Genomic DNA, 23,179 nt, shown 5'->3' with positions numbered 1-23,179 from the left:
TTGGCGGCTATTCTTGCTGCGAAACTCACGCCGAGTAACCCTCGCTGATGCGCTGCCTTGGCCGCGTAGATGGACCGAAACCAACTGGCATTTGCCGAACCCGGGGCGATTAAATTGCTAATGAGCGCTGCATGTGAGCCGACGTGGTACGCGCATTCGGATTGGTTCGAGCTGCTTCGCAGCTGTGGATGGGTCGGCGATCAGCCGCGGCCGCTTGAGGTTAAACACCCGGAAGCGATGCGGCTGCCCCTGGTTGGCGGTCCGAAACCTGGGCAATGGCAGGGCTTGAGCAATTACTACACGCCCTTGCTGATGCCGGTGGGGGGCACTGCCCTCGCTGATCCAGTTGGCCTGGCTCGTGCGTGGCGCCGCGCCGGTGCGTCGATTCTGGATCTGCGGCCGCTGGATGCTGAATCCAGCTGGGTGGCTGAGCTGCGTGCGGCTCTGCGGGCCGGTGGCTACTGGGTGGCCGACACGCCAGCCTTTGGCAACTGGGTGCTGGATGTGAAGGGTCAGACTGCCGAGCAGTATCTCGCCGCCCGCCCCGGTCCCTTGCGGACCAGTCTCCACCGGGGGCGTGCCCGGCTGAAGCGGGCGGGGGAGCTGAGCCTTGAAATCGTTTCGGCCCCCGGTGAGGCTCTTGAACGTGCCTTGCAAGACTACGAGGCGGTGTATGCCGCCAGTTGGAAGCTGGCCGAGGGTTCGGCTGCCTTCATCCGGGGCTTGGTACGGTGGATGGCGGGTAGAGACGAGCTGCGCCTCGGCGTTCTGAGGCTGAACGGCGAGCCCCTGGCCGCCCAGATATGGTTCGTGTCCACGGGTGTGGCCAGCATTTTCAAGCTTGCACATGTCGACGGAAAAGAAGCACTCTCGCCCGGCACCGTGTTGACGGCCGAACTGATGTCCCGCGTTATCGACGTCGACGGTGTGCACACCGTGGACTTCATCAGCGGTGACGACAGCTACAAGCGTGACTGGATGAGCGTGCGCCGCCAGCGGATGGCGCTGCTGGCTTTCGACCCACTGACCGCACGGAGCTTGGCTGGGGCGTTCCGGCATGCACTCCGGGCTCGGTTGAACAGACCTTAGCCACCCGTGCTCGTGCCAATCCGCCGAGTCGGCCCGATACACTGAAGCTCCATCTCAAAGCTCGCCTGACCGAGGTGGCCTTCAAGGTGACGAGGGCAACGCCCGACACACGGGCTTTGCCGCGTCAGGCGCCGCCTGGGTCAGTGGCACTGCGCGGGGATGATCGTGCCGACTGTTTTCAATAGGAGCCCAAGGTGTTCGAGGCATTGCTGAACGAGGTGGTGAATCACAAGTTCAATCGCGTGGTGCTGGTGCGGCGGCCGGGAGATTGCCGTTGATGACCTCAAGGCACCCGGAACGGTCGAGGGCATTCTTGCTGCCTGACCTGCTGCTCGGTGCGGCTGATCGGCAGCCCGAGGCCGCCGCCCTGTTGTCGGACAAGGCGAGCCTGAGCTACGGCGAGCTCGCCAGCCGCGTCGAGGCGCTGGCGGCCAGTTTCATCGCTTTGGGCTTGGGGCGGGGGGCGCGCGTGGCGGTCTGGCTCGACAAGAACCCGGACTGCGTTGTTGCCTGCTTGGCTGCGGCCCATGCCGGCCTCGTGTTTGTGCCAGTGAACCCGGTGCTCAAGCCAGCACAGGTGCAACATATCGTGGCCAACTGTGGCGCGGCGCTGTTGGTGACCCAGGCTGCACGCTGGTTGCGCTGGGCTGATGAAGCGGCGCCGCTGCCTGGCTTGCGGGTGCTGCTGACGGACGGGCCGCCACTGGGCGATCCTGATGGTGTGCCCATGGATTGGCAGCAGGCGCTTTCAAGCCCCCCTCGGCCCGGCCATCGCGTCCTGGATACCGACCTCGTTGCCATCCTCTACACATCGGGCAGCACCGGCCAGCCGAAGGGTGTGATGTTGAGCCATCGCAATATGGTGGTGGGCGCGCACAGCGTAGCCGCCTATTTGGGCAACACGGCTGGGGACCGCTTGCTGGCCGCACTGCCGATCAGCTTTGATGCGGGTTTCAGCCAGCTCACCACCGCTTTCAGCGTGGGCGCCAGTGTGGCATTGCTGACACCGTTGCTGCCGCGCGATGTCTTGCACGCGCTGGACCGTTTCCAGATCACCGGCCTGACGGCAGTGCCCCCGCTATACATCCAGCTTTCACAGCTCGATTGGCCGGCGGCCATCAACGAGCAGCTCCGCTATTTCGCCAATACCGGCGGGCGCATGCCGCGCGAGACGCTGCAGCTGCTGCGTCAGCGCGTGCCAGCGGCCAAGCCCTTCCTGATGTATGGCCTGACCGAGGCCTTTCGCTCCACCTATCTGCCGCCCGATCAGGTCGATGCTCGGCCGGATTCCATCGGCAAGGCCATTCCGAACGCCGAGATCCTGGTGCTGCGCGAGGACGGCACTGAGTGCGCGGCCGACGAGCCCGGCGAGCTGGTGCACCGGGGGGCGCTGGTGGGGCTGGGCTACTGGAACGATGCAGAGAAGACGGCCGAGCGCTACAAGCCCTTGCCGGCCGGCGTAGGCGGGCGCGAGGTCGGTATGCAGCTGCCCGAGTACGTGGTGTTCTCGGGCGATACGGTGCGCCGCGACGCTGAGGGCTACCTTTACTTCATTGGCCGGCGCGACGAGATGATGAAGACCTCGGGCTACCGCGTCAGCCCGACTGAGGTCGAAGAGATTCTTTATGCCACCCAGTTGGTGGGTGAGTGCGTGGCCTTCGGCGTGGATAACCAGGCTCTCGGCCAGTCCATCCAGGTGATCGCCACGCCGCCGGCTGGTGCCAGCCAGATCGACATGGCCGCCTTGCTGGCCGAATGTCGCAAGCGCATGCCGGCCTATATGGTGCCGGCCGGCATCGAACAGCAGGCTGGCCCGCTGCCGCGCAACCCCAATGGCAAGATTGACCGCAAGCTGCTGTCCACCGCCTGGGTGGAAAAGCACAACACCTGACCGCATCCATCATGAATGAACCGTCCAGCGTGCCGCGCCGCGCCCCTGTCCATGCGCCGATGTCGCAGTTCCCGGTCGAGAACGGTGAACTGATCGTCGGCGGCCAGCGCCTGTCGGTGCTGGCGGAACGTGTGGGGCAGACGCCGTTCTATGCCTATGACCGTGGGCTGCTGAAGGCTCGTGTGGCCCAGTTGCGCGCGGCGCTGCCCAGTGCTGTGAAGCTGCACTACGCGATGAAGGCCAACCCCATGCCGGCCGTGGTCGGGCTGATGGCTGGGCTGGTCGATGGCATCGATGTGGCTTCGGCCGGTGAGCTGAAGGTGGCGCTGGATGCAGGTGCCGATCCCGCCGAGATCAGCTTCGCCGGGCCGGGCAAGCGCGATATCGAGTTGCGTCAGGCGGTGGCTGCGGGCGTGCTGGTCAATGTGGAGTCGGCGCGGGAATTGCCGGTGCTGGCGCGGGCCTCGCAGGAGCTTGGCCTGCCGGCGCGCGTGGCCTTGCGCGTGAATCCGGACTTCGAGCTCAAGGGCTCGGGCATGAAGATGAGCGGCGGGCCCAAGCAGTTCGGCATCGATGCCGAAGCGCTGCCGCCGGTGCTTGCCGAGGTCGGGCGCCTGGGCCTGGGCTTCGAAGGCTTTCATCTTTACGTTGGCTCGCAGAACCTGAAGGCGGTGTCCATTTGCGAGGCGCAACAGAAGTGCTACGAGCTGGCGCTGAGTCTGGCCCAGCATGCGCCGTCAGCGGTGCGCTTCCTGAACCTGGGCGGCAGCTTCGGCATCCCGTATTTCCCGGGTGAGACGCCGCTGGATCTGGCACCCATCGCTGCCAATCTGCAGGCTATCAGCGAGCGCGCCGCGCAAGAGTTGCCGCAGGCCGAGCTGGTCATTGAACTGGGGCGCTACCTGGTGGGCGAGGCTGGGGTCTATGTGGTGCGCGTGCTGGATCGCAAGGTTTCGCGAGGCCAGGTCTTCCTGGTGACCGATGGCGGACTGCACCACCACCTCTCGGCTTCTGGCAACTTCGGCCAGGTTATTCGCAAGAACTACCCGGTCATGATCAGCCAGACACGCGGCGAGACGGCGGTGGAGAGCGCTTCAGTGGTCGGGCCGCTGTGCACGCCGCTGGACCTGCTGGCCGACAAGATGGAACTGGCGGCAGCGCAGCCAGGGGACTTGGCCGTCGTGTTCCAGTCCGGCGCCTATGGCGCCAGTGCCAGCCCGCAGGGCTTTCTTGGGCATCCGCCGGTCGTCGAAATTCTGGTGTGAAAGTGGCGAAGCAGGGCATCATAGGAAGCTGATTCGAAGAATCTCTCATTTATGTCCAGCCCAATCCCACGCAGCCAAACCCTAGATGCTGCTCGCGGGATGTTCATGCTGCTTGGCGTCGTCTTCCATGCAGCGCTGATGTATCGGGACATGGACTGGGTGTTTCGAGACGGTCAAACGGAACAGGTGTTCGTTCACCTTGCTGATGCACTGCACATATTCCGTATGCCGGCGTTCTTCTGGATCGCCGGTTACTTTTGTGCAACAGCACTGCTGCGCAACACGCTGTGGAACTTTGCCAAGCGACGATTCTGGCGATTGGCCGTGCCACTCATCGTCCTGTGGCCGACTTTGAACTTCGCACAAGACTGGTTGGTTGCAACCAACCGCGGCGAGACGGGATGGGGCGTTCTGACGCAAGGCATCGGCATTCACCATCTTTGGTTTATCAATAACCTGCTGCTCTACTCGCTGTTGGCGGTGCTCTTGCTTCCTAGCCTGCGGTGGCTACAGAGCCGCTCCTTCGTCAGGCTGCAGGCGATGACATGGTGGACTGCCGTCGGTCTCTCAGCGATCGTCAGTTTCGCTGCCTGGGCTGCAGTACGCGCATTGCAGCCCGACTACATGCGCAGCGGGTACTTCGGAACACCGGCCGAGGCATTTTTCTATGGGTCGTGCTTCTTTCTCGGCCTCATTTCTGCGGCGCTGCCGTCATTCCACCGCGCCCTCATGAGCTGTCACCCGGCCTGGGCACCAATTGCCGTTACTGCTGCTGTGTGGCTCAACTCATTCGTTTATAGCCACGAGCTATTCTGGGTGCGAGAACTTTCTCTACTTCTCAAGCTTGGCTGCGTTTGGTTGGCCGTTGGGGCCACCATCAGGTTGTCGGTGGCCTTGCTTCGCCGCGCGCCTCGGCTAACCTCGCATTTGGCCGCTTCGAGCTACACGGTCTATCTGGCTCATCTCGTGCTGGTTGTCGGCTTTGGCGTATGGTTCAGCCACTTCAACTGGTGCGCCGTACCTAAGTTCTTCCTGGTCTGTCTGCTCAGTGTTTCAGTCTCAGTGGCTGTCCATTTTCTTCTTGTGCGCCGCTATCGTTTCTTCAGGGTGATTTTTGGCGGCGGGCCCCGGTGAGCTTGAGGCCGCGTCACCTGACCAGCTCAAACCACGCGCCACCGCCTTCGATGTTTTCGACCCAGCGTATGGGGGCATCGCTAGGAAGCAGAGCCTTACTGCGGCTGGATGAGGCAAAGCGCAGCTTGATTCCATCGACCGTCAGGATGCGCCAGTTCCCATCCGCACTCGGATTGAAACGCTTGGCGCTGGCTAGGTACTGCGCCACCGCTTCGCGGTTCTCGTCGGGCGCATCGATCACGATGCGGTCTGCCGTCAGTCCAGGGAAGCCACCGCCACCATTGGCGCGGTAGTTGTTGGTGACCACAAGGAACTCGGCCGTGTCGTCGAGCGGCTTACCCTGGTAGCGCAGGTTGACGATGCGGCGCGCCTGGCTGGCGCTGCGCTTGCCTTCGGCGTTGTAGCGCGCGGGTTGGGTCACGTCGATCTCGTAGTTCAGGCCTTCGATCATGTCGAAGTTGTAGGAGCGGAAGGCCGGGTCGATCAGCGATTGCTCGGCCGGGCCCTTGGGGTCGATCTGGCGGAACTGCCCGGCCGACATCTCCAGCCATTCGCGTACCTCGGCGCCGCTCAACTTCACCACCTTGATGGTGTTCGGGTAGACGTAGAGATCGGCCACATGCTTGATCGCGATCGGCCCTGCCGGGATGTCGGTGTAGTTGTTCCAGCCCTGGCGCCCGCCTGCCTTGAAAGGCGCAGCGGCTGACAGCAGCGGCAGCTTTTCATAAGCCGTTCCCTGAACGGCGCGCCGCGCATAGGCGAGCTGGGCCTGCGCGACGATCTGTACCGAGGGGTCGTCCATCACCTGCGCGAAGTAACTGTGGATGGGCGCGGTGGTCTCGGCTACCTGGGCGCGCACATAGGCCAGCGTGTCGGCATGTTCGCGCGCGATGGCCTCGCCCACCATCGGGTCGGCGTCCACCAGCGGCTTGCGTGCGGCGCGGTCGAAGATCGGGCGCAGCGCGCTGCGGCTGTCCACCACCTGCCAGCGACCTGAGGCCTTATCCAGCTTCAGATCGATAAGGCCCAGATGGTCGGCCCAGCGGCCGGGCATCACGGCCGGCACGCCGTGGATGCTGCCGCGCTGCAGGTCAACGCCGGGGAAGCCTTCGAAGGTCTTGCTGGGGAACTCGGCATGGGCGTGGCCCAGCAGCAGCACGTCGATGCCAGGCACCTGGGCCAGCTGTACCGCCATGTTCTCGCCCAGGCGCGGCTGCTCGATCTTCTCGATCCCGCTGTGCGCGATCGCAACCACCAGATCGGCGCCCTTGGCGCGCATCTCGGGCACATAGCGGCGTGCGGCTTCCACCATGTCCAGGGCCTGGACCTTGCCCTGCAGATGCTGGCGGTCCCACTGCATGATTTGCGGCGGTACGAAGCCGATCACGCCGATCTTCAGCCGCTGCGTCTGGCCGCTCTCGTCCTTGAAGTGCCGATCCAGCAGCACATAGGGCGTGAAAGCCGGCTTGCCGCCTTCGGCCTCTACGACATTGGCGCTCACATATGGGAACTGCGCGCCGCTGATGGCCTGGCGAAGAAAGGGCAGGCCGTAGTTGAACTCGTGGTTGCCGATGTTGGCGGCGTCCACGCCCAGGCGGTTCAGCACCTTGTAGGCCGGGTGCACCTCGCCGCGCGGCAGTGGCTTGATGCGGGCCACTACATCGCCCAGCGGGTTGCCCTGCAGCAGGTCACCGTTGTCGAACAGCAGGCTGTTGGGCGCCTCGGCGCGTGCCGCCTTGATCAGCGTGGCGGTCTTGGCCAGCCCGTACTCGTCGGTTGTCTTGTCCTGGTAGTAGTCGTAGTTGAGCAGGTTCATGTGCACATCGGCGGTTTGCAGGATGCGCAGCTTCAACTCGGCGGCCTGGGCGGTGCTGGTGAGCAGGGCTGCACCCAGCACCAGGAGAATCGGCTTGATGGTCTTCATGCGTGCTCGTTCTAGGGTCAGCGCGCGATGCTAGCGCCCTTTCGCGAGTCCTCCGCGCATTGCTTAGCATGTGCGCGTCGTTGGGGGCGGGGTGCACTTGTAATGGGACTTAGGAGGCCGTCGATAGCTCAGCTGCCGATCAATGGCGAGCGCGGCGTGCTCGATGTCGAGCCCGAAATGCCGCTGCTGTGGGTTTTGCGTGGCGGGCTGGGCCTGACCGCACCAAGTTCGGCTACAGCGTGGCCAGCTGCGGCGCTTGCACGGTGGAGATCGACGGCGTGATCGTCACGCGCCTGGGCGGCGCCATGACGCTGGAGCAGAACGACGAGTGGAGACTGAGCAGCTGCTACATGACGCAGGCAGGCTTGCAGCTGCTCAGCGATACAGACACGATTCGGTTCCTCGTAGTGGCGCGCTGAGCAAGTGAATCTCAGTCTGTCCTGGTCAGCGACTTACGCCACGGTTTGCGCCATCATCTGACTCGTAGGCCATCTTTGTAGCGTACGATGCCCAACGTTCACATACCACCTCCCTTCGATGACTCAGGGCCACGAACGCCTGTCTGATTCCGACACGTCCTCCGCGCCTTCCATTTCGCAGCTGCTTCCGGCCGACGGAGGCGGCACATCGCGGTCGGGGTGCCGCCATGACGTTAGCCTGCTTCGAGGCTCCGCTGCGAAGGCGGCGCTCGCTGACCCGGTACTGCTGGCCCAATGGCGGTGCCTGTGGACAGAGAGTCCAGCAAGCACGGCCTTCCAGGCTCCCGGCTTTGTTTGCGCTTGGTACGAGGCCTATGCAAGGGACTGGGAGCCGATCCTGCTGCTTTCCCGCAGTAGCCCAGACCAATTGCATGGTCTGTGGACCCTGGCCTGGAACTCGCGGTCGGGCGTGCTGACGCATGCCGGCGCCCGTCAAGCTGAGTACCACGGTTGGCTGGCTTCGCCGGGCGAGGGGGGGCATTTCGTCGGCGCGGCTTGGCGAGCGCTGTGCGCGGCACTCCCAGTTGCCGATCTGCACTTTCGCTACTTGCCTGCGCGCGAATTGCTGGATTCCCTCGATTCCGACCCCTGGCTGCACGAGCGCCTTCGCTGGCGCGCCGTGCCGCGGCCGCTCATGCGCTTGGATGCCGACGAGATCCGCAAGTCCATGGCAAAGAAGAGCAACAAGAGCCGGCTTAACCGGCTCAAACGTCTGGGCGGGCTGGACTTCAGACAGGTCACCGACGCGGAAGAGTTGGAGCGCGTACTGCCGACGCTGATCAGCTGCTACGACTTCCGGCAGGGAGCAGTCAACCAGACCTCGCCGTTCCGTGAGGACGCCAACAAGCTGGATTTCCACCGGGCGATGTTCGACGCTGGCCTGCCGACTTGCCATCTGACGCTGACCTGCTTGGACGGCGTGCCGATTGCCGGCTTCTGGGGCGCGGTGTCGGACCACATGCTGCACCTGGCCATGTTGATCCATTCGCCGCAACTGGCCGAGCATTCGCCGGGCAAGCTGCATCTCCAGCAACTGGCCGAGTCGCTGCTTGACACTGGCATAGACACCATTGACTTGACGCCCGGCGGCGATCCCTGGAAGGAGCGCTTCGCCAATGCACATGACGAGGTCTACGAGCTCTACTTGTTCGCCCAGCCCGGACAAGCGCGGGCCCACGACCGGCGTGCGTCCCTTGAGGCTGCGCTAAAGGCTGGGCTGGGACACCTGTCGCTCAAGCCGGCCCAGCTAAGGAACGCCATGGCCAAGCTGCGGCGGCTACGGCCGCAGACTCTGGCCCGTCGAATTGCTGGCTGGGTATCGGAGCGACGCGAGTTGCGCATCTACCGGCTGGCCGTCGGCGAGGTCGGCGAGCGGCGGCACGACCCGCGGGTGCGCGCCAACATGATCGACGCCTTGCTGGGTTTTGAGCCTGGCGAGCCCTGGCAGACCCGACAGGGCTATCTGAGTTCGGCCCTTGCCCGGTTGGAAGCGGGTGAGCGGGCCTATACCATTGCCGCGGAGGATGGCAGGCTGGCGCATTCAGGCTGGTTGGTGCCTCGGCAGCTGCAGTCACGGATGTCCGAGGTTGAACAAACGCTGCAGCTACCACCCAACAGCGCGTGCCTCTATGATTTTTACACCGATCCGGCAAGCCGCGGCCGTGGCCTGTACGGAGCTACGCTAGATCACATGCTGGCCGATTCCTTTGCAGATCCTTCGTTGGAGTACGTCTATATCAGCGTTCTCGCCGACAACCTGGCCTCGCGCAAAGTCATTGAGCGGGCTGGCTTCCAGTACCAGGGGTCCTTGCACTGGCAGTGCAGCATGGGCCGGGTCCGTAAGTTTGCCGATGCCTGCTTTGCAGTTCCCGAGGAGCCCGATGCGCCGACTTAAGCTTGCTTTCCTGTTCGCCGTCAAATGTCTGGGGGGCTTCGCCATCGCCCGCCGTCTCACGCGCCAGCACCTGAAGATTCTTTGCTACCACGGCTTCGCTCTGAAAGACGAGGCGGTCTTTCGACCCAAGCTCTTCATCTCGCCGCAGGTGTTCGAGCAGCGCATGGAGCGGCTGCGCCAGCTGGGCTTGCGCGTGCTGCCCTTGGACCAGGCAGTGACGCAGATGTATGAAGGTCGCATGCCGGACGACGCACTGGTCATCACAATAGACGACGGCTTCCATTCGGTGGCTACGATCGCAGCCCCTGTGCTTGCGCGCCACGGGTTTCCGTCCACGGTCTACGTGACCAGCTACTACGTTAAGCATGCCGTGCCAGTCTTCCGGCTGGTCGTGCAATACATGGTCTGGAAGACGGCCCAGGCCAGGTTGGTTCTGAACGGCCACGACTGGCATCCGGACGGGGAAGTCGACCTGCGCGACCCTGGGTTGCGCGAGGCTTTTTCAGACCATTGCATCCGTTATGGCGAAGCCTTGGACCAAGAGGCCGGGCGGCTGCGCATCTGCGAGGAGCTCGGTCAATTGCTCGGCGTGCCGTTCCAAGACATTATCGACCAGCGCATCCTTCATTTGATGACGCCGGATCAACTGCGCGGGCTTGAGGCCCAGCACATGGATGTGCAGTTGCATACTCACAGGCACCGCTTTCCGCGGGATGACGAGGCCGTGGCAAGTCGTGAGATCGAGGACAACCGCTGCAGCCTCTCCGACTGGCTGCCCGGCAGGCAGCTCGTGCATTTCTGCTACCCCAGCGGAATCTGGGATGAGCGCCAATGGGCGTGGTTGGACGATCTGGGCGTGCGCTCGTCCACGACCTGCCTGTCCGGCCTGAATTCGGCGGCGACGCCTCGTCACGCGTTGTACCGCTTCCTGGATGGCGACAACATCCATCCCTTGGAGTTCGAGGCTGCCGTTAGCGGTTTTTCCGACCTTATCAAGCGGCGCTACTAGGGAGCAGGGTCCGCTTGATCGGCAGCGTTTCGCTTTCTTCTCCAGCCTGGCGGCCAGCTCCTTCAAGCGAGACACGGTAGCTGCACGTTGATTGACGCACCGACGCGACTGGCTCACCACGGCCGCCGGCGCACGCCACGCAGCTCTGGTTTCCGAGCTCGACCTTGGTCTTGGTGATCTCGCCATCGATGCAGGTGATTCCCTTGCTCAGTGGGGTCTGTTCGGCTTCGACGTCGATTTCCACCTTCAGCGCCAGGCGCGCTGCACTGTGCACCAGCACCGGCTCGCGCTCGGCGGCCGACAGACTCACACTGCTGCACAGGCTGCAGCAGGAGTTGACATCATCGCGCCCAGCGGGTTGCCCTGCAGCAGGTCGCCGTTATCAAACAGCATGCTGTTGGGCGCCTCGGCGCGTGCCACCTTGATCAGCGTGGCGGTCTTGGCCAGCCCGTATTCGTCGGTTGTCTTGTCCTGGTAGTAGTCGTAGTTGAGCAGGTTCATGTGCACATCGGCGGTTTGCAGGATGCGCAGCTTCAACTCGGCGGCGTCGGCCGGGCCCAGCAGGGCGGCGGCCAGAGTCAACAGGACCAGCGTGGGACGGAACAGGGGCAGGGCGGGCATGGTGGGGCGCAGGACAGACGGGAAGCGGGTGATGCTAGCCGCAAAGCATGGCGCAGGCCGGATCTCAGGCGCTGCGTGCCGATTGTCCCGGGCGCTTTCGGTGGACGGCGGTGGCCGGCTCCAGGCTCAGGCAGCGGCCTTCGCGCCATTCGGTTTCCAACTGCCGCATAAGCGCCTGTGTTTCCTCATGCTGGCGGGCCAGTTGCTGCTGCATGGTCTCGATCTCGACCAGGCGCTCGCGCAAGCTCTGCATCACCATCTCGTGTGGCAGTTCGGCGGCGCTGTGCGCGGCAAGCTTGCGCAGTGTCTCCAGAGAAAAGCCCAGACGCTGCGCCAGCTGGATCGCCAGCAGGCATTGCAGCGTGGAGTCGTCGTAGACGCGGTAGCCGTTGGCGCCGCGTTCTGCTGGGGGGAGCAGGCCGCTGGACTCGTAGAAGCGGATGGCAGAGGGCGCCACGCCGCTGCGGGCTGAGAGTTCGCCGATCTTCACGCGTTGTTCCGGGTTGACATTAAAGTTGGGTTGAAGCTTAGCATCCGCCCGTCTGAGCAAGACTGGCGCTAACCGTTCTGGGAGACACCGTATGCCTGAGTTGAAGATCAACGGCGAGTTGCGCCGGCTCGATATAGAGCCGGAGATGCCGCTGCTGTGGGTACTGCGTGACGAGCTGGGCCTGACCGGCACCAAGTTCGGCTGCGGCGTGGCCAGCTGCGGTGCCTGCACGGTGGAGATCGACGGTGCGGCCACGCGCTCCTGCGTGATGCCGGTGGGCGCACTGGAGGGCAAGTCCATCCGTACCATCGAGGCCGGCGGCGATCCGCTGGTGCAGCGCCTGCAGGCGGCCTGGATCAAGCTGCAGGTGCCGCAGTGCGGCTACTGCCAGAGCGGCATGATCATGGCCGCCGCCAGCCTGCTGCGCCAGACGCCGCGGCCCAGCGATTCCGAGATCGACGCCAGCGTCAGCAATATCTGCCGCTGCGGCACCTACCAGCGTATCCGCGCGGCCATTCACGAGGCGGCAGCTCAGGGGGCATCAGCATGAAGCCCTGGAAGAGTTCGTCTGCCAACGCGCAGGCCGGCGTCTCGCGCCGCGCCCTGTTGATTGCCGGCGCCGTGGCTGGCGGTGGCCTGCTGCTGGGCGTGGCCGCCACGCGCGCGCCCTCCGCCCAGACCCGGCTGGGCGACCCGGCTGACTTTGCACCCACTGACAGCCAAGTGGCGCTGAATGCCTGGATCAAGATCGAGCGCGACGGCCGGGTGATCGTGGCCGTGCCGCGCTCCGAGATGGGCCAGGGCGTGCGCACCGCGCTGGCCATGCTGGTGGCCGAGGAACTGGACGCCGACTGGTCGCGTGTCAGCGTCGAGCATGCGCAGGGGGCGCGGGCCTATGCCAATGCGGCGCTGCTGCTGAACGTGCTGCCGGTTTCGGGCGACGATGACAGCCTGCTGGCGCGGCTTTCGCGCGGCACGGTGCAGCGCCTGGGCTATGCGCTGTCGTTGCAGGTGACGGGCGGCTCGTCTAGCGTGCGCGATGCCTGGGAGCCGATGCGCCTGGCCGGCGCCACGGCGCGTGCGCTGCTGGTGGATGCTGCGGCGCGGCGCTGGTCGGTTGACGCCAAGGCCTGCACGGTGGAGCAGGGCGTGGTGCTGCATGCCGAAAGCGGGCGGCGTGCGGACTTTGGCGAACTGGCTGCCGAGGCGGCCGCTCTGGAGCCGCGCGGCGAGGTGGCCCTCAAGCCCGCCAGTGCCTACCGCCTGATTGGCAAGCCAGTGCCGCGCCAGGACATTCCGGCCAAGGTCGATGGCACTGCGGTGTTCGGTATCGATGTGCGGCCTGAAGGGCTGCGCTATGCCGCCATCCGCCAGTGCCCGGTGTTTGGCGGCCGCGTGGCGGCCTTTGATGAGCAGGCCACACGCAAGCGGCGCGGAGTCAGCGATGTCTTCGTGCTGGGCGACACGGCGGTGGTGGTGCTGGCCGACAGCTACTGGCGCGCCCGGAGCGCGTTGGACGCGCTGGAAATCCGCTGGGACGAGGGGCCGAATGCGCAGCTCGATTCGGCTCAGATCCGCGCCCAGCTCAAGGCGGCGCTGGACGGCGAGGGCGGTTTCGGCTTCCGCAGCGAGGGCGATGCGCCTGCCGCCCTGAAGCAAGCCGGCGCCAAGCCCATCGAGGCGGTCTATGAAGCGCCGTTTCTGGCCCATGCGGCGCTGGAGCCGATCAATTGCACGGCGCTGTTCGAGGACGGCGTGCTGACGCTGTGGTGCTCCACTCAGGTGCCGGTGTTGGCGCGCTGGAAGGCCGCCGATGTGGCGGGCATCGAGATGGAACGGGTTACGCTGCATGTGCCCTATCTGGGCGGTGGCTTCGGCCGGCGCCTGGAGACCGATATGGCCGAGCAGGCCGCCGCCATTGCGTTGCGCAGCCCGGGTCGGCCGGTCAAGCTGGTGTGGAGCCGCGAGGAGGACATGCAGCACGATATGTACCGCCCGGTGGCGATGGCGCGCTTTGCCGCGCTGCTTGGCGACAAGGGCCTGCCAGAGGCCTGGGTGAACCGCGTGGCTGCGCCCTCTGTGAGCCTTGCCACCACTGAGCGTCTGCTACCGAAGATGGCGTCCGACATGCCGGACAAGAACCAGATCGAAGGCGCTTTCGACCTGCCGTACGCGATTCCACAGCTGAGCGTGCAGCAACTGCGCGTGAAGACGCCTGTGCCGGTGGGCTCCTGGCGCAGCGTGGGCCATTCCTACAACGCCTTCTTCACAGAAGGCTTCATCGACGAGCTGGCCCATGCGGCCGGCCAGGACCCGTTCGCCTACCGGCGCGCGCTGCTCGCCGAAAAGCCGCGCCACCGCGCGGTGCTGGAGCTGGCGGCCACCAAGGCCGGCTGGGGTCAGGCCTTGCCGGCCGGCCGGGCGCGCGGCATCGCGCTGCACGAAAGCTTTGGCTCCTGGTGTGCCCAAGTGGCCGAGGTGTCGCTGGAGCAAGGCGAGCCGCGTGTGCACCGGGTGGTCTGTGCGCTGGACTGCGGCATCGTGGTCAATCCGGACACCGTGGCCGCGCAGCTGGAAAGCGCCATCGTCTACGGCCTTAGCGCGGCGCTGTATGGCGAGATCACGATCAAGGGAGGGCGTGTCGAGCAGGGCAACTTCCCCAGCCAGGAGGTGGTGCGCATGGCGCAGATGCCCAAGATCGAGGTGCACATCGTGCCCAGCAGTGCGCCGCCCGGCGGTGTGGGCGAACCCGGCACGCCGCCGATTGCGCCAGCCGTTGCGAATGCGCTGTTCGTGCTGACGGGCAAACGGCTGCGGCGGCTGCCGCTGCGCGCGGCAGACCTGGCGGCCTGACGAAAGACAGTCAGTGCTCGGGGGCTTGTGACGCTGGCCGCACAAGCAGGGACAATACGGCGCATGAAGATCAAGTCCCCCGAATTGCTGCTGCCCGCCGGCTCGCTGGCCAAGATGCGCGCCGCCTATGACTTTGGTGCTGATGCCGTCTATGCCGGCCAGCCGCGCTACAGCTTGCGCGCCCGCAACAACGAGTTCCGCCTGGAGCAGATTGCCCAGGGCATCCAGGAAGCTCATGCGCGCGGCAAGAAGTTCTTTGTCACCAGCAATCTGATCGCGCACAACGACAAGGTGCGCACCTATCTGCGCGACATCGAGCCGGTGATCGCACTTAAGCCCGACGCGCTGATCATGGCCGACGCCGGCCTGATCATGCAGGTGCGCGAGAAGTGGCCCGAGGTGCCGATCCACCTCTCGGTGCAGGCCAACACCACGAACTGGGCGGCGGTGAAGTTCTGGCAGAAGCTGGGCGTGGCCCGCATCATCCTGTCGCGCGAGCTGAGCCTGGACGAGGTCGAAGGCATCCGCAATGAATGCCCGGACATGGAGCTGGAAGTCTTCGTGCACGGCGCGCTGTGCATCGCCTACTCGGGTCGCTGCCTGCTCTCAGGCTATTTCAATCGCCGCGACCCCAACCAGGGCACCTGCACCAATGCCTGCCGTTGGGAATACGGGACGCAGGCCGCCACTGAGGACTCGGACAGCGGTGAGGCGATCCCGGTGGCCAAGATGGAGAGCGACTTCAACTTCGCCGAGGCGCAGGCCGAAGCCGAGAGCAGCTTCTCCACCTGCGGCAGCGGCCAGCGCCACCCGGCGGCCGACCGCGTCTACCTGATGGAAGAGAAAGGCCGCCCCGGTGAGCTGATGCCCATCATGGAAGACGAGCACGGCACCTACATCATGAACAGCAAGGACCTGCGTGCGGTCGAGCATGTGGAGCGCCTGGCCAAGATCGGCGTCGACTCGCTGAAGATCGAGGGCCGCACCAAGAGCCTGTATTACGTGGCGCGCACGGCCCAGGTCTACCGCCGCGCGATTGATGATGCGGTAGCTGGCCGGCCCTTCAACCCCGATCTGTTGCTGCAGCTCGAAGGCCTGGCCAACCGCGGCTACACCGGCGGCCTGCTGGAGCGCCGCCCGGCGCAGGACTACCAGAACTACATCAGCGGCCACAGCGAGCTGCACCGCAGCCATTTCGTCGGCGAAGTGACTGGCGTGCGTGAGGACGGCTGGGTGCAAGTGCAGGCCAAGAACCGCTTCTCGGTGGGTGACCGTGTCGAGCTGATCCACCCGAGCGGCAACCGCGTGGTCGATCTCAAGGAGATGCAGAACCTGGACGGCGAGCCGGTGCAGGTGGCCCCGGGTGACCCGGTGCGCGTCTGGGTGCCGCTGGGGCTGCCGGCCGAGGGTGGTCTGGTGGCCAGGCTGCTCTGAGGGGCGTGCTGACCTGCATGGTGCGCGTCCGAGCTCGAATGATGTCCCGAAGGCGCTGCCAGCTCGGCGCTGGCCTGAGACTGCGATGAAACTGAGCCCCCTGCTGGAGCGTCTGGACGGCGCCATCGATGAGTTGCGCGCCGCCCATCCGGCTGATGGGCCAGGCTTTTGCCTCGCCCTGCTGGCCCAGGGCGATGTGCTCCGCCAGGTGCATCACGGTCTGGCCGATCTGAGCTGGCAGCAGCCGCTGGATGGCGATGCCCGCCATTACATGGCCTCTGAATCCAAGCCCTGGGTGGCGGCCCTGGTGATGCAGGAGGTGGCCGAAGGCCGGCTGGCGCTGGACACAGACCTGCGCCCCCTGCTGCCAGCGCTGGGCGAGTATGAGCAGCCGCTGTGCGCCGGTCATCTGCTGCGCCACACCAGTGGCATCCCTGACTATCTGTTTCTCTGGGGCACCCAGCTCGGTCGGCACGAGCATGACTTCATCGCCCGGGAGCAGGCGCTGGCGTTGATCACCCAGGCGGGTGAAAGCAGCTTCCAGCCCGGGCTGCGGCATGAGTACAGCAACAGCAACTATCTGCTGCTGGCCGAGCTGCTGCAGTTGCAGTCCGGCCTGACACTGGCCGAGTTGGCGCAGCGCCGCTTCTTTGCGCCCTGGGGCATGGGTTCCAGCAGTTTCGAAGCCGATCCCTGGCGGGTGCTGCCGCGCCGCGCCCGCAGCTACGGCCGCGTGGCTGCCGAGCCCGCTGAAGCGCAGGGTTGGCAGGAGCTGCCGGTGCCGCTGGGCACCTGGGGAGATGGCGGCCTGTGGTCGACGCTGAATGACCAGCTGCGTGCCGAGCGGCGTTGGCATGAGGACTGGCTGCTGCAGGGCGAACGCAGCTTGTGGGCGCGCTGCGCTGCCGCAGACGAGCGCTACGGGCCAGCTGACGGCCCCTACCGCTTCGGACTGGAGTGGCTGCAAGCGGGCGACCAGCGCCTGCTGTTCCACGGCGGCGGCTATGGGGGCTTTTCATGCCTGCTGCTGCGCAATCCGGCGCAGGGTGTTTCGCTGGTGATGCTCAGCAATTGCGACGGCTTCGACAACGACGCCGAGCGCTGGGCGCAGCGCCTGTGGGGCCCCGCTCAGGCCTGAGGTCGGCGCCAGACCAGCAGTAGATTGTTGGCCGGCATCGCGAGGCGCTGCGCCAGATGCAGCCCGGCCCTAGCGGCCTCGGCCTGCACATCGGCCAAGCGCCGCAGCCCCCAGCTTGGGTTGCGTTGCCGCAGGTCCGCATCGAAGGCCAGGTTGCTGGGCGCCGTCACCACGTCGTCTTCCAGATAGGGGCCGTACGTCAGCAGGCAGCCTTGATGCCTCAGCGCCTGTGCGGCACCCTGCATCAGGCCGCTGCAGCAATTCCGGGGTGCGATGTGCAGCAGGTTGGCGCAGAACACCAGATCGAATGTGTCGGCCTCGATTGGCCAGGGCAGGACGCTCACATCCAGCGCCAGCGCTTCGGCCACGCGCTGTTGCTGCTCGGCGGGCCAGCTTCGCCGGAGCTGCCGAAGCCAGTCCCGACGCTCGGGCTCGAACTCGCTCGGCTGCCAGCGCCAGCCGGGTAGCTGGGCGGAGAAATGCTCAAGATGCTGGCCGGTGCCGCTTGCGATCTCCAGCGCGTGGCCGCTGGGCGGCAGCAGCGTTTGAAGGGCTTCCAGCAGCGGCTGCTTGTTGCGCTCGGCGGCGGGGGAGAAGGGCTGTTGGGGTGCGTCGGACATCCAAGCAGTGTATTGATGGGGAAATGATGCGCGGGATTCGTGAGGCAAAAAAAGGCCCGCACACGGCGGGCCTTGGTCGTGATCAGCCCGGGGGGCTGATCGACGTGCTTCAGACGCTCTTTGCGACCTCGGCGTACTCCTCGATCTGGTCGAAGTTCATGTACTTGTAGACGCTGGCGGCATCCTTGTTGATGATGCCCATCGCCTCTTGATACTCGGCCACGGTCGGGATCTTGCCCAGTTTGGAGCAGATCGCGGCCAGCTCGGCCGAGCCCAGGTACACGTTGGTGTTCTTGCCCAGACGGTTGGGGAAGTTGCGGGTCGAGGTGGACATCACCGTTGCGCCTTCGCGCACCTGCGCCTGGTTGCCCATGCACAGCGAGCAGCCCGGCATCTCTGTGCGCGCACCGGCGGCGCCGAAGTTGGCGTAGTGGCCTTCCTTCATCAACTCGGACTCGTCCATCTTGGTCGGCGGGGCGACCCACAGCTTGACCGGGATGTCGCGCGCACCGCCCAGCAGCTTGGCCGCCGCACGGAAGTGGCCGATATTGGTCATGCACGAACCGATGAAGGCTTCGTCGATCTTGGTGCCGGCCACTTCGGACATGAACTTGGCGTCGTCCGGATCGTTCGGGCAGCAGACGATGGGCTCCTTGATGTCAGCCAGATCGATCTCGATCACGGCTGCGTACTCGGCGTCCTTGTCGGCTTCCAGCAGATCGGGCTTGGCCAGCCAGGCTTCGACCTTCTCGATGCGGCGAGCCAGGGTCTTGGCGTCGGCATAGCCGTCAGCGATCATGTTCTTCATCAGCACGATATTGCTGGTGAGGTATTCCTTGATCGGCTCGGGGTTCAGCTTGATCGTGCAGCCGGCAGCGCTGCGTTCGGCCGAAGCGTCGCTCAGCTCGAAAGCCTGCTCGACCTTCAGGTCCGGCAGACCTTCGATCTCCAGAATGCGGCCCGAGAAGGCATTGATCTTGCCCGCCTTTGCGACGGTCAGCAGACCAGCCTTGATCGCGTACAGCGGGATCGCATGCACCAGGTCACGCAGGGTGACGCCCGGTTGCATCTGGCCCTTGAAGCGCACCAGCACCGACTCAGGCATGTCCAGCGGCATCACGCCGGTGGCGGCGCCGAAGGCCACCAGACCGGAGCCGGCCGGGAAGGAAATGCCGATCGGGAAACGGGTGTGGCTGTCGCCGCCGGTGCCCACGGTGTCGGGCAGCAGCAGGCGGTTCAGCCAGCTGTGGATCACGCCGTCACCCGGACGCAGCGAGACACCGCCGCGGTTGCTGATGAAGGTCGGCAGCTCGCGGTGCATCTTGGCGTCCACCGGCTTCGGATAGGCGGCGGTGTGGCAGAAGCTCTGCATCACCAGATCGGCCGAGAAGCCCAGGCAGGCCAGGTCCTTCAGCTCGTCGCGGGTCATCGGGCCGGTGGTGTCCTGCGAGCCGACCGTGGTCATCTTGGGCTCGCAATAGGTGCCCGGACGCACGCCTTGACCTTCAGGCAGACCGACGGCGCGGCCGACCATCTTTTGCGCCAGTGTGAAGCCGGCCTTGGTGGCGGCGGGCGGCTGGGGCAGGCGGAAGGAGGTGGAGGCAGCGAGGCCCAGGAACTCGCGCGCCTTGGCGGTCAGCGAGCGGCCGATGATCAGGTTGATGCGGCCGCCGGCGCGCACTTCGTCGAACAGCACATCGCTCTTGAGCTTGAACTCGACGACCGTCTGGCCGTCCTTCACGATCTTGCCCTCGTAGGGGAGGATGTCGATGACGTCGCCCATCTCCAGCTTGGACACATCGACTTCGATCGGCAGGGAGCCCGAGTCTTCCTGCGTGTTGAAGAAGATCGGCGCAATCTTGCCGCCCAGCGTGATGCCGCCGAAGCGCTTGTTCGGCACAATCGGGATGTCCTGGCCAGTGGCCCAGACCACCGAGTTGGTGGCCGACTTGCGGCTGGAACCGGTGCCGACCACATCGCCGACGTAGGCGACCAGATGGCCCTTCTTCTTCAGGTCCTCGATGAACTGCATCGGGCCGCGCTTGCCGTCTTCTTCGGGCTTGAAGGCCGCGTCGGCACGGGTGTTCTTCAGCATCGCCAGGTAGTGCAGCGGGATGTCCGGGCGGCTCCAGGCGTCGGGCGCAGGCGACAGGTCGTCGGTGTTGGTCTCGCCAGGCACCTTGAAGACGGTGACGGTGATCTTCTTCTCGACTTCAGGGCGCGAGGTGAACCACTCGGCGTCGGCCCAGCTCTGCATGACTTCCTTGGCCTTGGCGTTGCCGGCCTTGGCCTTGGCAGCGACGTCGTTGAAGAAGTCGAACATCAGCAGGGTCTTCTTCAGACCTTCGGCGGCGACGCCGGCGACTTCGGCGTCGTCCAGCAGTTCGATCAGCGGATGCACGTTATAGCCGCCGACCATGGTGCCCAGCAGCTCGGTGGCCTTGGCCTTGGAAACCAGATCGACCTTGATGTCGCCATGCGCAACGGCGGCCAGGAAACTGGCCTTGACCTTGGCAGCATCGTCCACGCCCGGGGGCACGCGATGGGTCAGCAGATCCAGCAGGAAAGCCTCTTCGCCGGCGGGCGGGGCTTTGATCAGCTCGATCAGCGCCGACACCTGCTTGGCGTCCAGCGGCAGCGGCGGGATGCCCAGCGCGGCGCGCTCGGCGGTGTGTTGGCGATAGGCTTGCAACATAGCTTCTCCTTGGTGAGCTGACGACGGGCCGGCCCTCATCCTGCCGCTTTTGGCACGATGAGTTTCAGGCCCTTGAAGTAATCGCGAAAGAACGAATCGTCGGCGGTGATCAGGCCGCTGCATTGCAGCAGCGCGTGCGCGCCGACGATGAAATCAGGAACGGTGCGCTGGCGCAAGCCGCCGCGCGCGCGGTAGCGGCGCTGCATCTCGCCGGCGCGCACCGCGGCGCGCTGCTCGACGGCGCTGTAGACGATGCCCATGTCTTCGAGCACCTGCATGGCCTGGTCGCCGTCGTGCAGCGAGGAGCAGACCTCGGACACCACCACGGCGCAGACCACCACCGGGCCTTTGGACAAGGCTTCTCGCAGCGCGCCTTCGGCCAGGTCGGCGCGCGGACTGTCGCTGAGCAGGTCCACGAGTACGGAGGAGTCGATGGCGATCATGGCGGAGGCGGCTGGGTCGGCGCTCAGCGCTCGACCGGGTCTCCGGGAGCGCGGCCACGCACGGCGCGCATTGCGTCATCGACCGATTCGAAGCCATCCAGCTTGAACTTGCCGCGGGCGCGCGAGATGGCGTCGTCGACGTTCTTGCGAAGGATGATGCGGCCGCCTTCTAGCTCGACCTTGAGCGTCGTGCCCTTGGTGAGGCCCAGCGCATCACGCACGGCCTTGGGCAGGGTGATCTGCCCCCGTTCGGCGACTGTGGCTTCCATGGCGGGCTCCGGTCGGGTCATGGCTAGGTAGGCCTCGGAAAGTATGTATGGATTATACGTACTTTGGTTGACCCTCCAAGCTTTTGGCATGCCCGACTGCAGCGGGGAAAACAAGAAAGGGAGGCTCGAAGCCTCCCTGTGTGATGCGCTGTGGCTGTATCGGCTTTACTGCTTGTTGCCTGCCGGGGCAATGCCGATGCCGCCTTCGGTGCTTGGCGCTGCATTGGCCACCGGTTGCTGTTCGGCATGGATGCAGCTGTCCACCATTCGCTGGCCGATCTTGCTGTTCATCAGCATGGACTTGCTGGGGATCTGCAGCCAGACCACGCCAGCGCGCTTGTCTTCAAGCCGTACAGCTCCGGTCGTGGTGGGCTCAGGTGCCAGGTTGTAGACCACCTTGTTGAAATGAAGGCGGAAGCGACCGGGCTTCTCAGGGTGGGGCGTCAGATGCACCTTCTGGTTGAACTCGCACTGCGCTTCGCCGTGATGTACTCGCGGGGCCACAGCCAACTGATCGGCGCTCAACTCCGCGTCATCATCGTGCATCGGCTGCACGGCCGGCTGCGGCTTGACCTTCGCGGCCAGACGGTTGCGGGGCTTGGCGCCGTCGTCAACGGCAGACCAAACCGGTGCGGCAAGCAGGCTGGCAAGCAGGGCGGTGCAGAGCAGGGCAGGGCGGCGTGAGTTCATGGAGTCGCAATGCTCAAGTGAGAACCCCTTGATTTTGCGCGCTCGCCATGAAAAGTGCACTGGCGTTTGCCAGCATTTCTGCAACAGAGCGTGTGGCCTGTCAGTCGGTGTCAAACCAGCCGCTGACCACCTCGGCCGGCAGGTGCTGGCCGGTGCCATGCGCGCGTTCGATGAGTTGCCAGAAGTAGCGGTAGCTGGCGCGGTCGTGCAGCACATCGCGATGCTGGATCGGCGCCCATTGCGCGGCTTGCGCTGCCCGAAGTATTTCGATCGCCTCATCGATCTCGGCCACGCTGGGCGCGAAGGCGTCGATGATGGGCTGGATCTGACTGGGGTGAATGCTCCACATCCGGGTGTAGCCGAACTCGCGCGCTGCGCGGCTGGCGGCTTCCTGGATGGCACCTTTGTGCTTGAACTCGGTGACCACACAGTGCGAGGGCGTCTTGCTGCAGGCATGCGCAGCCGCGGCGATCTCAAGCTTGGCGCGCACCACCAGCGGGTGGCTGAACTGGCCCTGCACGCTCATGCCGGCGCGCGGAATCGCGCCGCGATGCGCGCTGACGAAGTCCATCAGGCCGAAGGACAGCGATTCGATGCGCGGATGAGCCGCGATCTGCCAGACCTCGTGCAGGGCGCCGTGGGTTTCGATCAGGGTATGGATCGGGATGGTGCGCTGCACGCCGTGCCGCTGCCTCGCAGCGTCGATCACCCGGCATGCGGCATCCACATCGGCAGCGCTGCGCGGCTTGGGCACCATCAGATAGGCCAGGCGCTGACCGGCGCCGCTGACCAGGGCCTCGACGTCGGCTTCAAAAGCCGGATGGCCCAGCGGGTGCACGCGGGCGCCGACGCGGCCGAAGCGGTTGTTGGCGCTGTTGAGCATTTCGACCACCATGGCGGCGTGTTCGGTCTCGCCGCCGATCGGGGCGCCGTCCTCGCAGTCCAGGGTGATGTCGAACACCGGGCCCATCTCGCCTTGTAGCTCCAGGCTCTTGAGCATGCGCGCCTCGATGCCGCAGTAGTGGTCGACCACGGGCAGCAAAGTGGCGGCATCGCCTTCCTCGAACAGGGCCAGTTTCGGGGGCAGGGGGGTGGTGTGCATGCGTGGCTCGTGCAATCGGGATAGGGGTGAGCCATTATCGACTCCACCCCTCCCACACCACCGGGCATGCGGGTCCGCACCAGGCGGTTCGAGCGCTTGAGGTTATGAGAGCCTGGGCAAGCCCAGTTTGTCGAACCAG

The 23,179-nt window shown here is 65.3% G+C and carries 21 protein-coding genes; 11 read left to right on the top strand and 10 right to left on the bottom strand.

Annotation, left to right across the window (positions count from 1 at the left end):
* Window positions 1-69 precede the first annotated feature (69 nt).
* The 4 genes from ACIQ67_RS11455 to ACIQ67_RS11440 all read left to right on the top strand — a co-directional run bounded on the left by ACIQ67_RS11455 (window position 70) and on the right by ACIQ67_RS11440 (window position 5,379).
* Complete coding sequence (locus ACIQ67_RS11455) at window positions 70-1,089, top strand: GNAT family N-acetyltransferase (RefSeq protein ID WP_397534495.1); 1,020 nt, start codon at window positions 70-72, stop codon at window positions 1,087-1,089.
* Between the two features lie 277 nt (window positions 1,090-1,366).
* Window positions 1,367-2,980, top strand: a complete 1,614-nt coding sequence (locus tag ACIQ67_RS11450; protein ID WP_397534494.1) for an acyl-CoA ligase (AMP-forming), exosortase A system-associated — start codon at window positions 1,367-1,369, stop codon at window positions 2,978-2,980.
* 11 nt (window positions 2,981-2,991) lie between these two features.
* The gene (locus ACIQ67_RS11445) at window positions 2,992-4,245 is read left to right on the top strand and encodes a pyridoxal-dependent decarboxylase, exosortase A system-associated (protein WP_397534493.1); all 1,254 of its coding nucleotides are present in this window, start codon (window positions 2,992-2,994) and stop codon (window positions 4,243-4,245) included.
* A 51-nt stretch (window positions 4,246-4,296) separates the two neighbouring features.
* The gene (locus ACIQ67_RS11440) at window positions 4,297-5,379 is read left to right on the top strand and encodes an acyltransferase family protein (RefSeq protein ID WP_397534492.1); all 1,083 of its coding nucleotides are present in this window, start codon (window positions 4,297-4,299) and stop codon (window positions 5,377-5,379) included.
* A gap of 13 nt (window positions 5,380-5,392) precedes the next feature.
* Here ACIQ67_RS11440 and ACIQ67_RS11435 read toward each other — a convergent pair whose 3' ends face one another.
* Window positions 5,393-7,303, bottom strand: coding sequence for a bifunctional 2',3'-cyclic-nucleotide 2'-phosphodiesterase/3'-nucleotidase (locus ACIQ67_RS11435; RefSeq protein ID WP_397534491.1), 1,911 nt, complete (start codon window positions 7,301-7,303; stop codon window positions 5,393-5,395).
* A 188-nt stretch (window positions 7,304-7,491) separates the two neighbouring features.
* Between ACIQ67_RS11435 and ACIQ67_RS11430 the strand changes: the two genes are divergently transcribed.
* The 3 genes from ACIQ67_RS11430 (at window position 7,492) to ACIQ67_RS11420 (ending at window position 10,685) form a co-directional block, all read left to right on the top strand.
* Window positions 7,492-7,722: a hypothetical protein gene (locus ACIQ67_RS11430; RefSeq protein WP_397534490.1), complete on the top strand. Its 231-nt coding sequence runs from the start codon at window positions 7,492-7,494 to the stop codon at window positions 7,720-7,722.
* Window positions 7,723-7,840: 118 nt separating this feature from the next.
* Entirely contained in the window at window positions 7,841-9,676 is a 1,836-nt protein-coding gene (locus ACIQ67_RS11425) for a GNAT family N-acetyltransferase (RefSeq protein WP_397534489.1), read from the top strand.
* Complete coding sequence (locus tag ACIQ67_RS11420; protein WP_397534488.1) at window positions 9,663-10,685, top strand: polysaccharide deacetylase family protein; 1,023 nt, start codon at window positions 9,663-9,665, stop codon at window positions 10,683-10,685. Before ACIQ67_RS11425 ends, ACIQ67_RS11420 begins: the two co-directional genes overlap by 14 nt.
* Here ACIQ67_RS11420 and ACIQ67_RS11415 read toward each other — a convergent pair.
* The 3 genes from ACIQ67_RS11415 to ACIQ67_RS11405 form a co-directional block, all read right to left on the bottom strand.
* Window positions 10,669-10,995 carry a hypothetical protein gene (locus ACIQ67_RS11415; protein WP_397534487.1) on the bottom strand — a complete coding sequence of 109 codons (327 nt, stop codon included), beginning with the start codon at window positions 10,993-10,995 and terminating at the stop codon, window positions 10,669-10,671. The genes ACIQ67_RS11420 and ACIQ67_RS11415 overlap by 17 nt on opposite strands.
* Window positions 10,992-11,306, bottom strand: a complete 315-nt coding sequence (locus ACIQ67_RS11410) for a hypothetical protein (RefSeq protein WP_397534486.1) — start codon at window positions 11,304-11,306, stop codon at window positions 10,992-10,994. The genes ACIQ67_RS11415 and ACIQ67_RS11410 overlap by 4 nt, the downstream gene beginning before the upstream one ends.
* A 64-nt stretch (window positions 11,307-11,370) precedes the next feature.
* Complete coding sequence (locus ACIQ67_RS11405) at window positions 11,371-11,796, bottom strand: MerR family transcriptional regulator (protein ID WP_397534485.1); 426 nt, start codon at window positions 11,794-11,796, stop codon at window positions 11,371-11,373.
* Between the two features lie 91 nt (window positions 11,797-11,887).
* Here ACIQ67_RS11405 and ACIQ67_RS11400 point away from each other — a divergent pair, with 91 nt between their 5' ends.
* The 4 genes from ACIQ67_RS11400 to ACIQ67_RS11385 all read left to right on the top strand — a co-directional run bounded on the left by ACIQ67_RS11400 (window position 11,888) and on the right by ACIQ67_RS11385 (window position 17,221).
* Window positions 11,888-12,346 carry a (2Fe-2S)-binding protein gene (locus ACIQ67_RS11400; protein WP_397534484.1) on the top strand — a complete coding sequence of 153 codons (459 nt, stop codon included), beginning with the start codon at window positions 11,888-11,890 and terminating at the stop codon, window positions 12,344-12,346.
* Window positions 12,343-14,649: a molybdopterin cofactor-binding domain-containing protein gene (locus tag ACIQ67_RS11395; RefSeq protein ID WP_397534483.1), complete on the top strand. Its 2,307-nt coding sequence runs from the start codon at window positions 12,343-12,345 to the stop codon at window positions 14,647-14,649. Before ACIQ67_RS11400 ends, ACIQ67_RS11395 begins: the two co-directional genes overlap by 4 nt.
* A 63-nt stretch (window positions 14,650-14,712) precedes the next feature.
* Complete coding sequence (gene yegQ, locus ACIQ67_RS11390) at window positions 14,713-16,083, top strand: tRNA 5-hydroxyuridine modification protein YegQ (RefSeq protein WP_397534482.1); 1,371 nt, start codon at window positions 14,713-14,715, stop codon at window positions 16,081-16,083.
* Between the two features lie 85 nt (window positions 16,084-16,168).
* Entirely contained in the window at window positions 16,169-17,221 is a 1,053-nt protein-coding gene (locus ACIQ67_RS11385; protein ID WP_397534481.1) for a serine hydrolase domain-containing protein, read from the top strand.
* Here the strand turns inward: ACIQ67_RS11385 and ACIQ67_RS11380 are convergent.
* From ACIQ67_RS11380 to ACIQ67_RS11355, 6 genes are all read right to left on the bottom strand, one after another.
* Window positions 17,212-17,841, bottom strand: a complete 630-nt coding sequence (locus ACIQ67_RS11380; protein WP_397534480.1) for a DUF938 domain-containing protein — start codon at window positions 17,839-17,841, stop codon at window positions 17,212-17,214. The two genes, ACIQ67_RS11385 and ACIQ67_RS11380, sit on opposite strands and share 10 nt — an antisense overlap.
* 109 nt (window positions 17,842-17,950) lie before the next feature.
* Window positions 17,951-20,536: a bifunctional aconitate hydratase 2/2-methylisocitrate dehydratase gene (acnB, locus tag ACIQ67_RS11375; protein WP_397534479.1), complete on the bottom strand. Its 2,586-nt coding sequence runs from the start codon at window positions 20,534-20,536 to the stop codon at window positions 17,951-17,953.
* A gap of 35 nt (window positions 20,537-20,571) precedes the next feature.
* Window positions 20,572-20,979 carry a type II toxin-antitoxin system VapC family toxin gene (locus ACIQ67_RS11370; RefSeq protein WP_397534478.1) on the bottom strand — a complete coding sequence of 136 codons (408 nt, stop codon included), beginning with the start codon at window positions 20,977-20,979 and terminating at the stop codon, window positions 20,572-20,574.
* 23 nt (window positions 20,980-21,002) lie between these two features.
* Window positions 21,003-21,248 carry an AbrB/MazE/SpoVT family DNA-binding domain-containing protein gene (locus ACIQ67_RS11365; RefSeq protein WP_397534477.1) on the bottom strand — a complete coding sequence of 82 codons (246 nt, stop codon included), beginning with the start codon at window positions 21,246-21,248 and terminating at the stop codon, window positions 21,003-21,005.
* Between the two features lie 165 nt (window positions 21,249-21,413).
* On the bottom strand, window positions 21,414-21,938 hold the full coding sequence (locus tag ACIQ67_RS11360; protein ID WP_397534476.1) for a hypothetical protein: 525 nt from the start codon (window positions 21,936-21,938) through the stop codon (window positions 21,414-21,416).
* A 100-nt stretch (window positions 21,939-22,038) separates the two neighbouring features.
* Complete coding sequence (locus ACIQ67_RS11355; RefSeq protein ID WP_397534475.1) at window positions 22,039-23,040, bottom strand: HpcH/HpaI aldolase/citrate lyase family protein; 1,002 nt, start codon at window positions 23,038-23,040, stop codon at window positions 22,039-22,041.
* Window positions 23,041-23,179: the final 139 nt, after the last annotated feature.

The sequence above is a fragment of the Roseateles sp. genome (assembly GCF_044373315.1).
Lineage (GTDB): Bacteria > Pseudomonadota > Gammaproteobacteria > Burkholderiales > Burkholderiaceae_C > JACDQM01.
The sequence above is the reverse complement of the archived record's forward strand: the minus strand, read 5'-3'. Positions and strand labels throughout refer to the sequence as shown.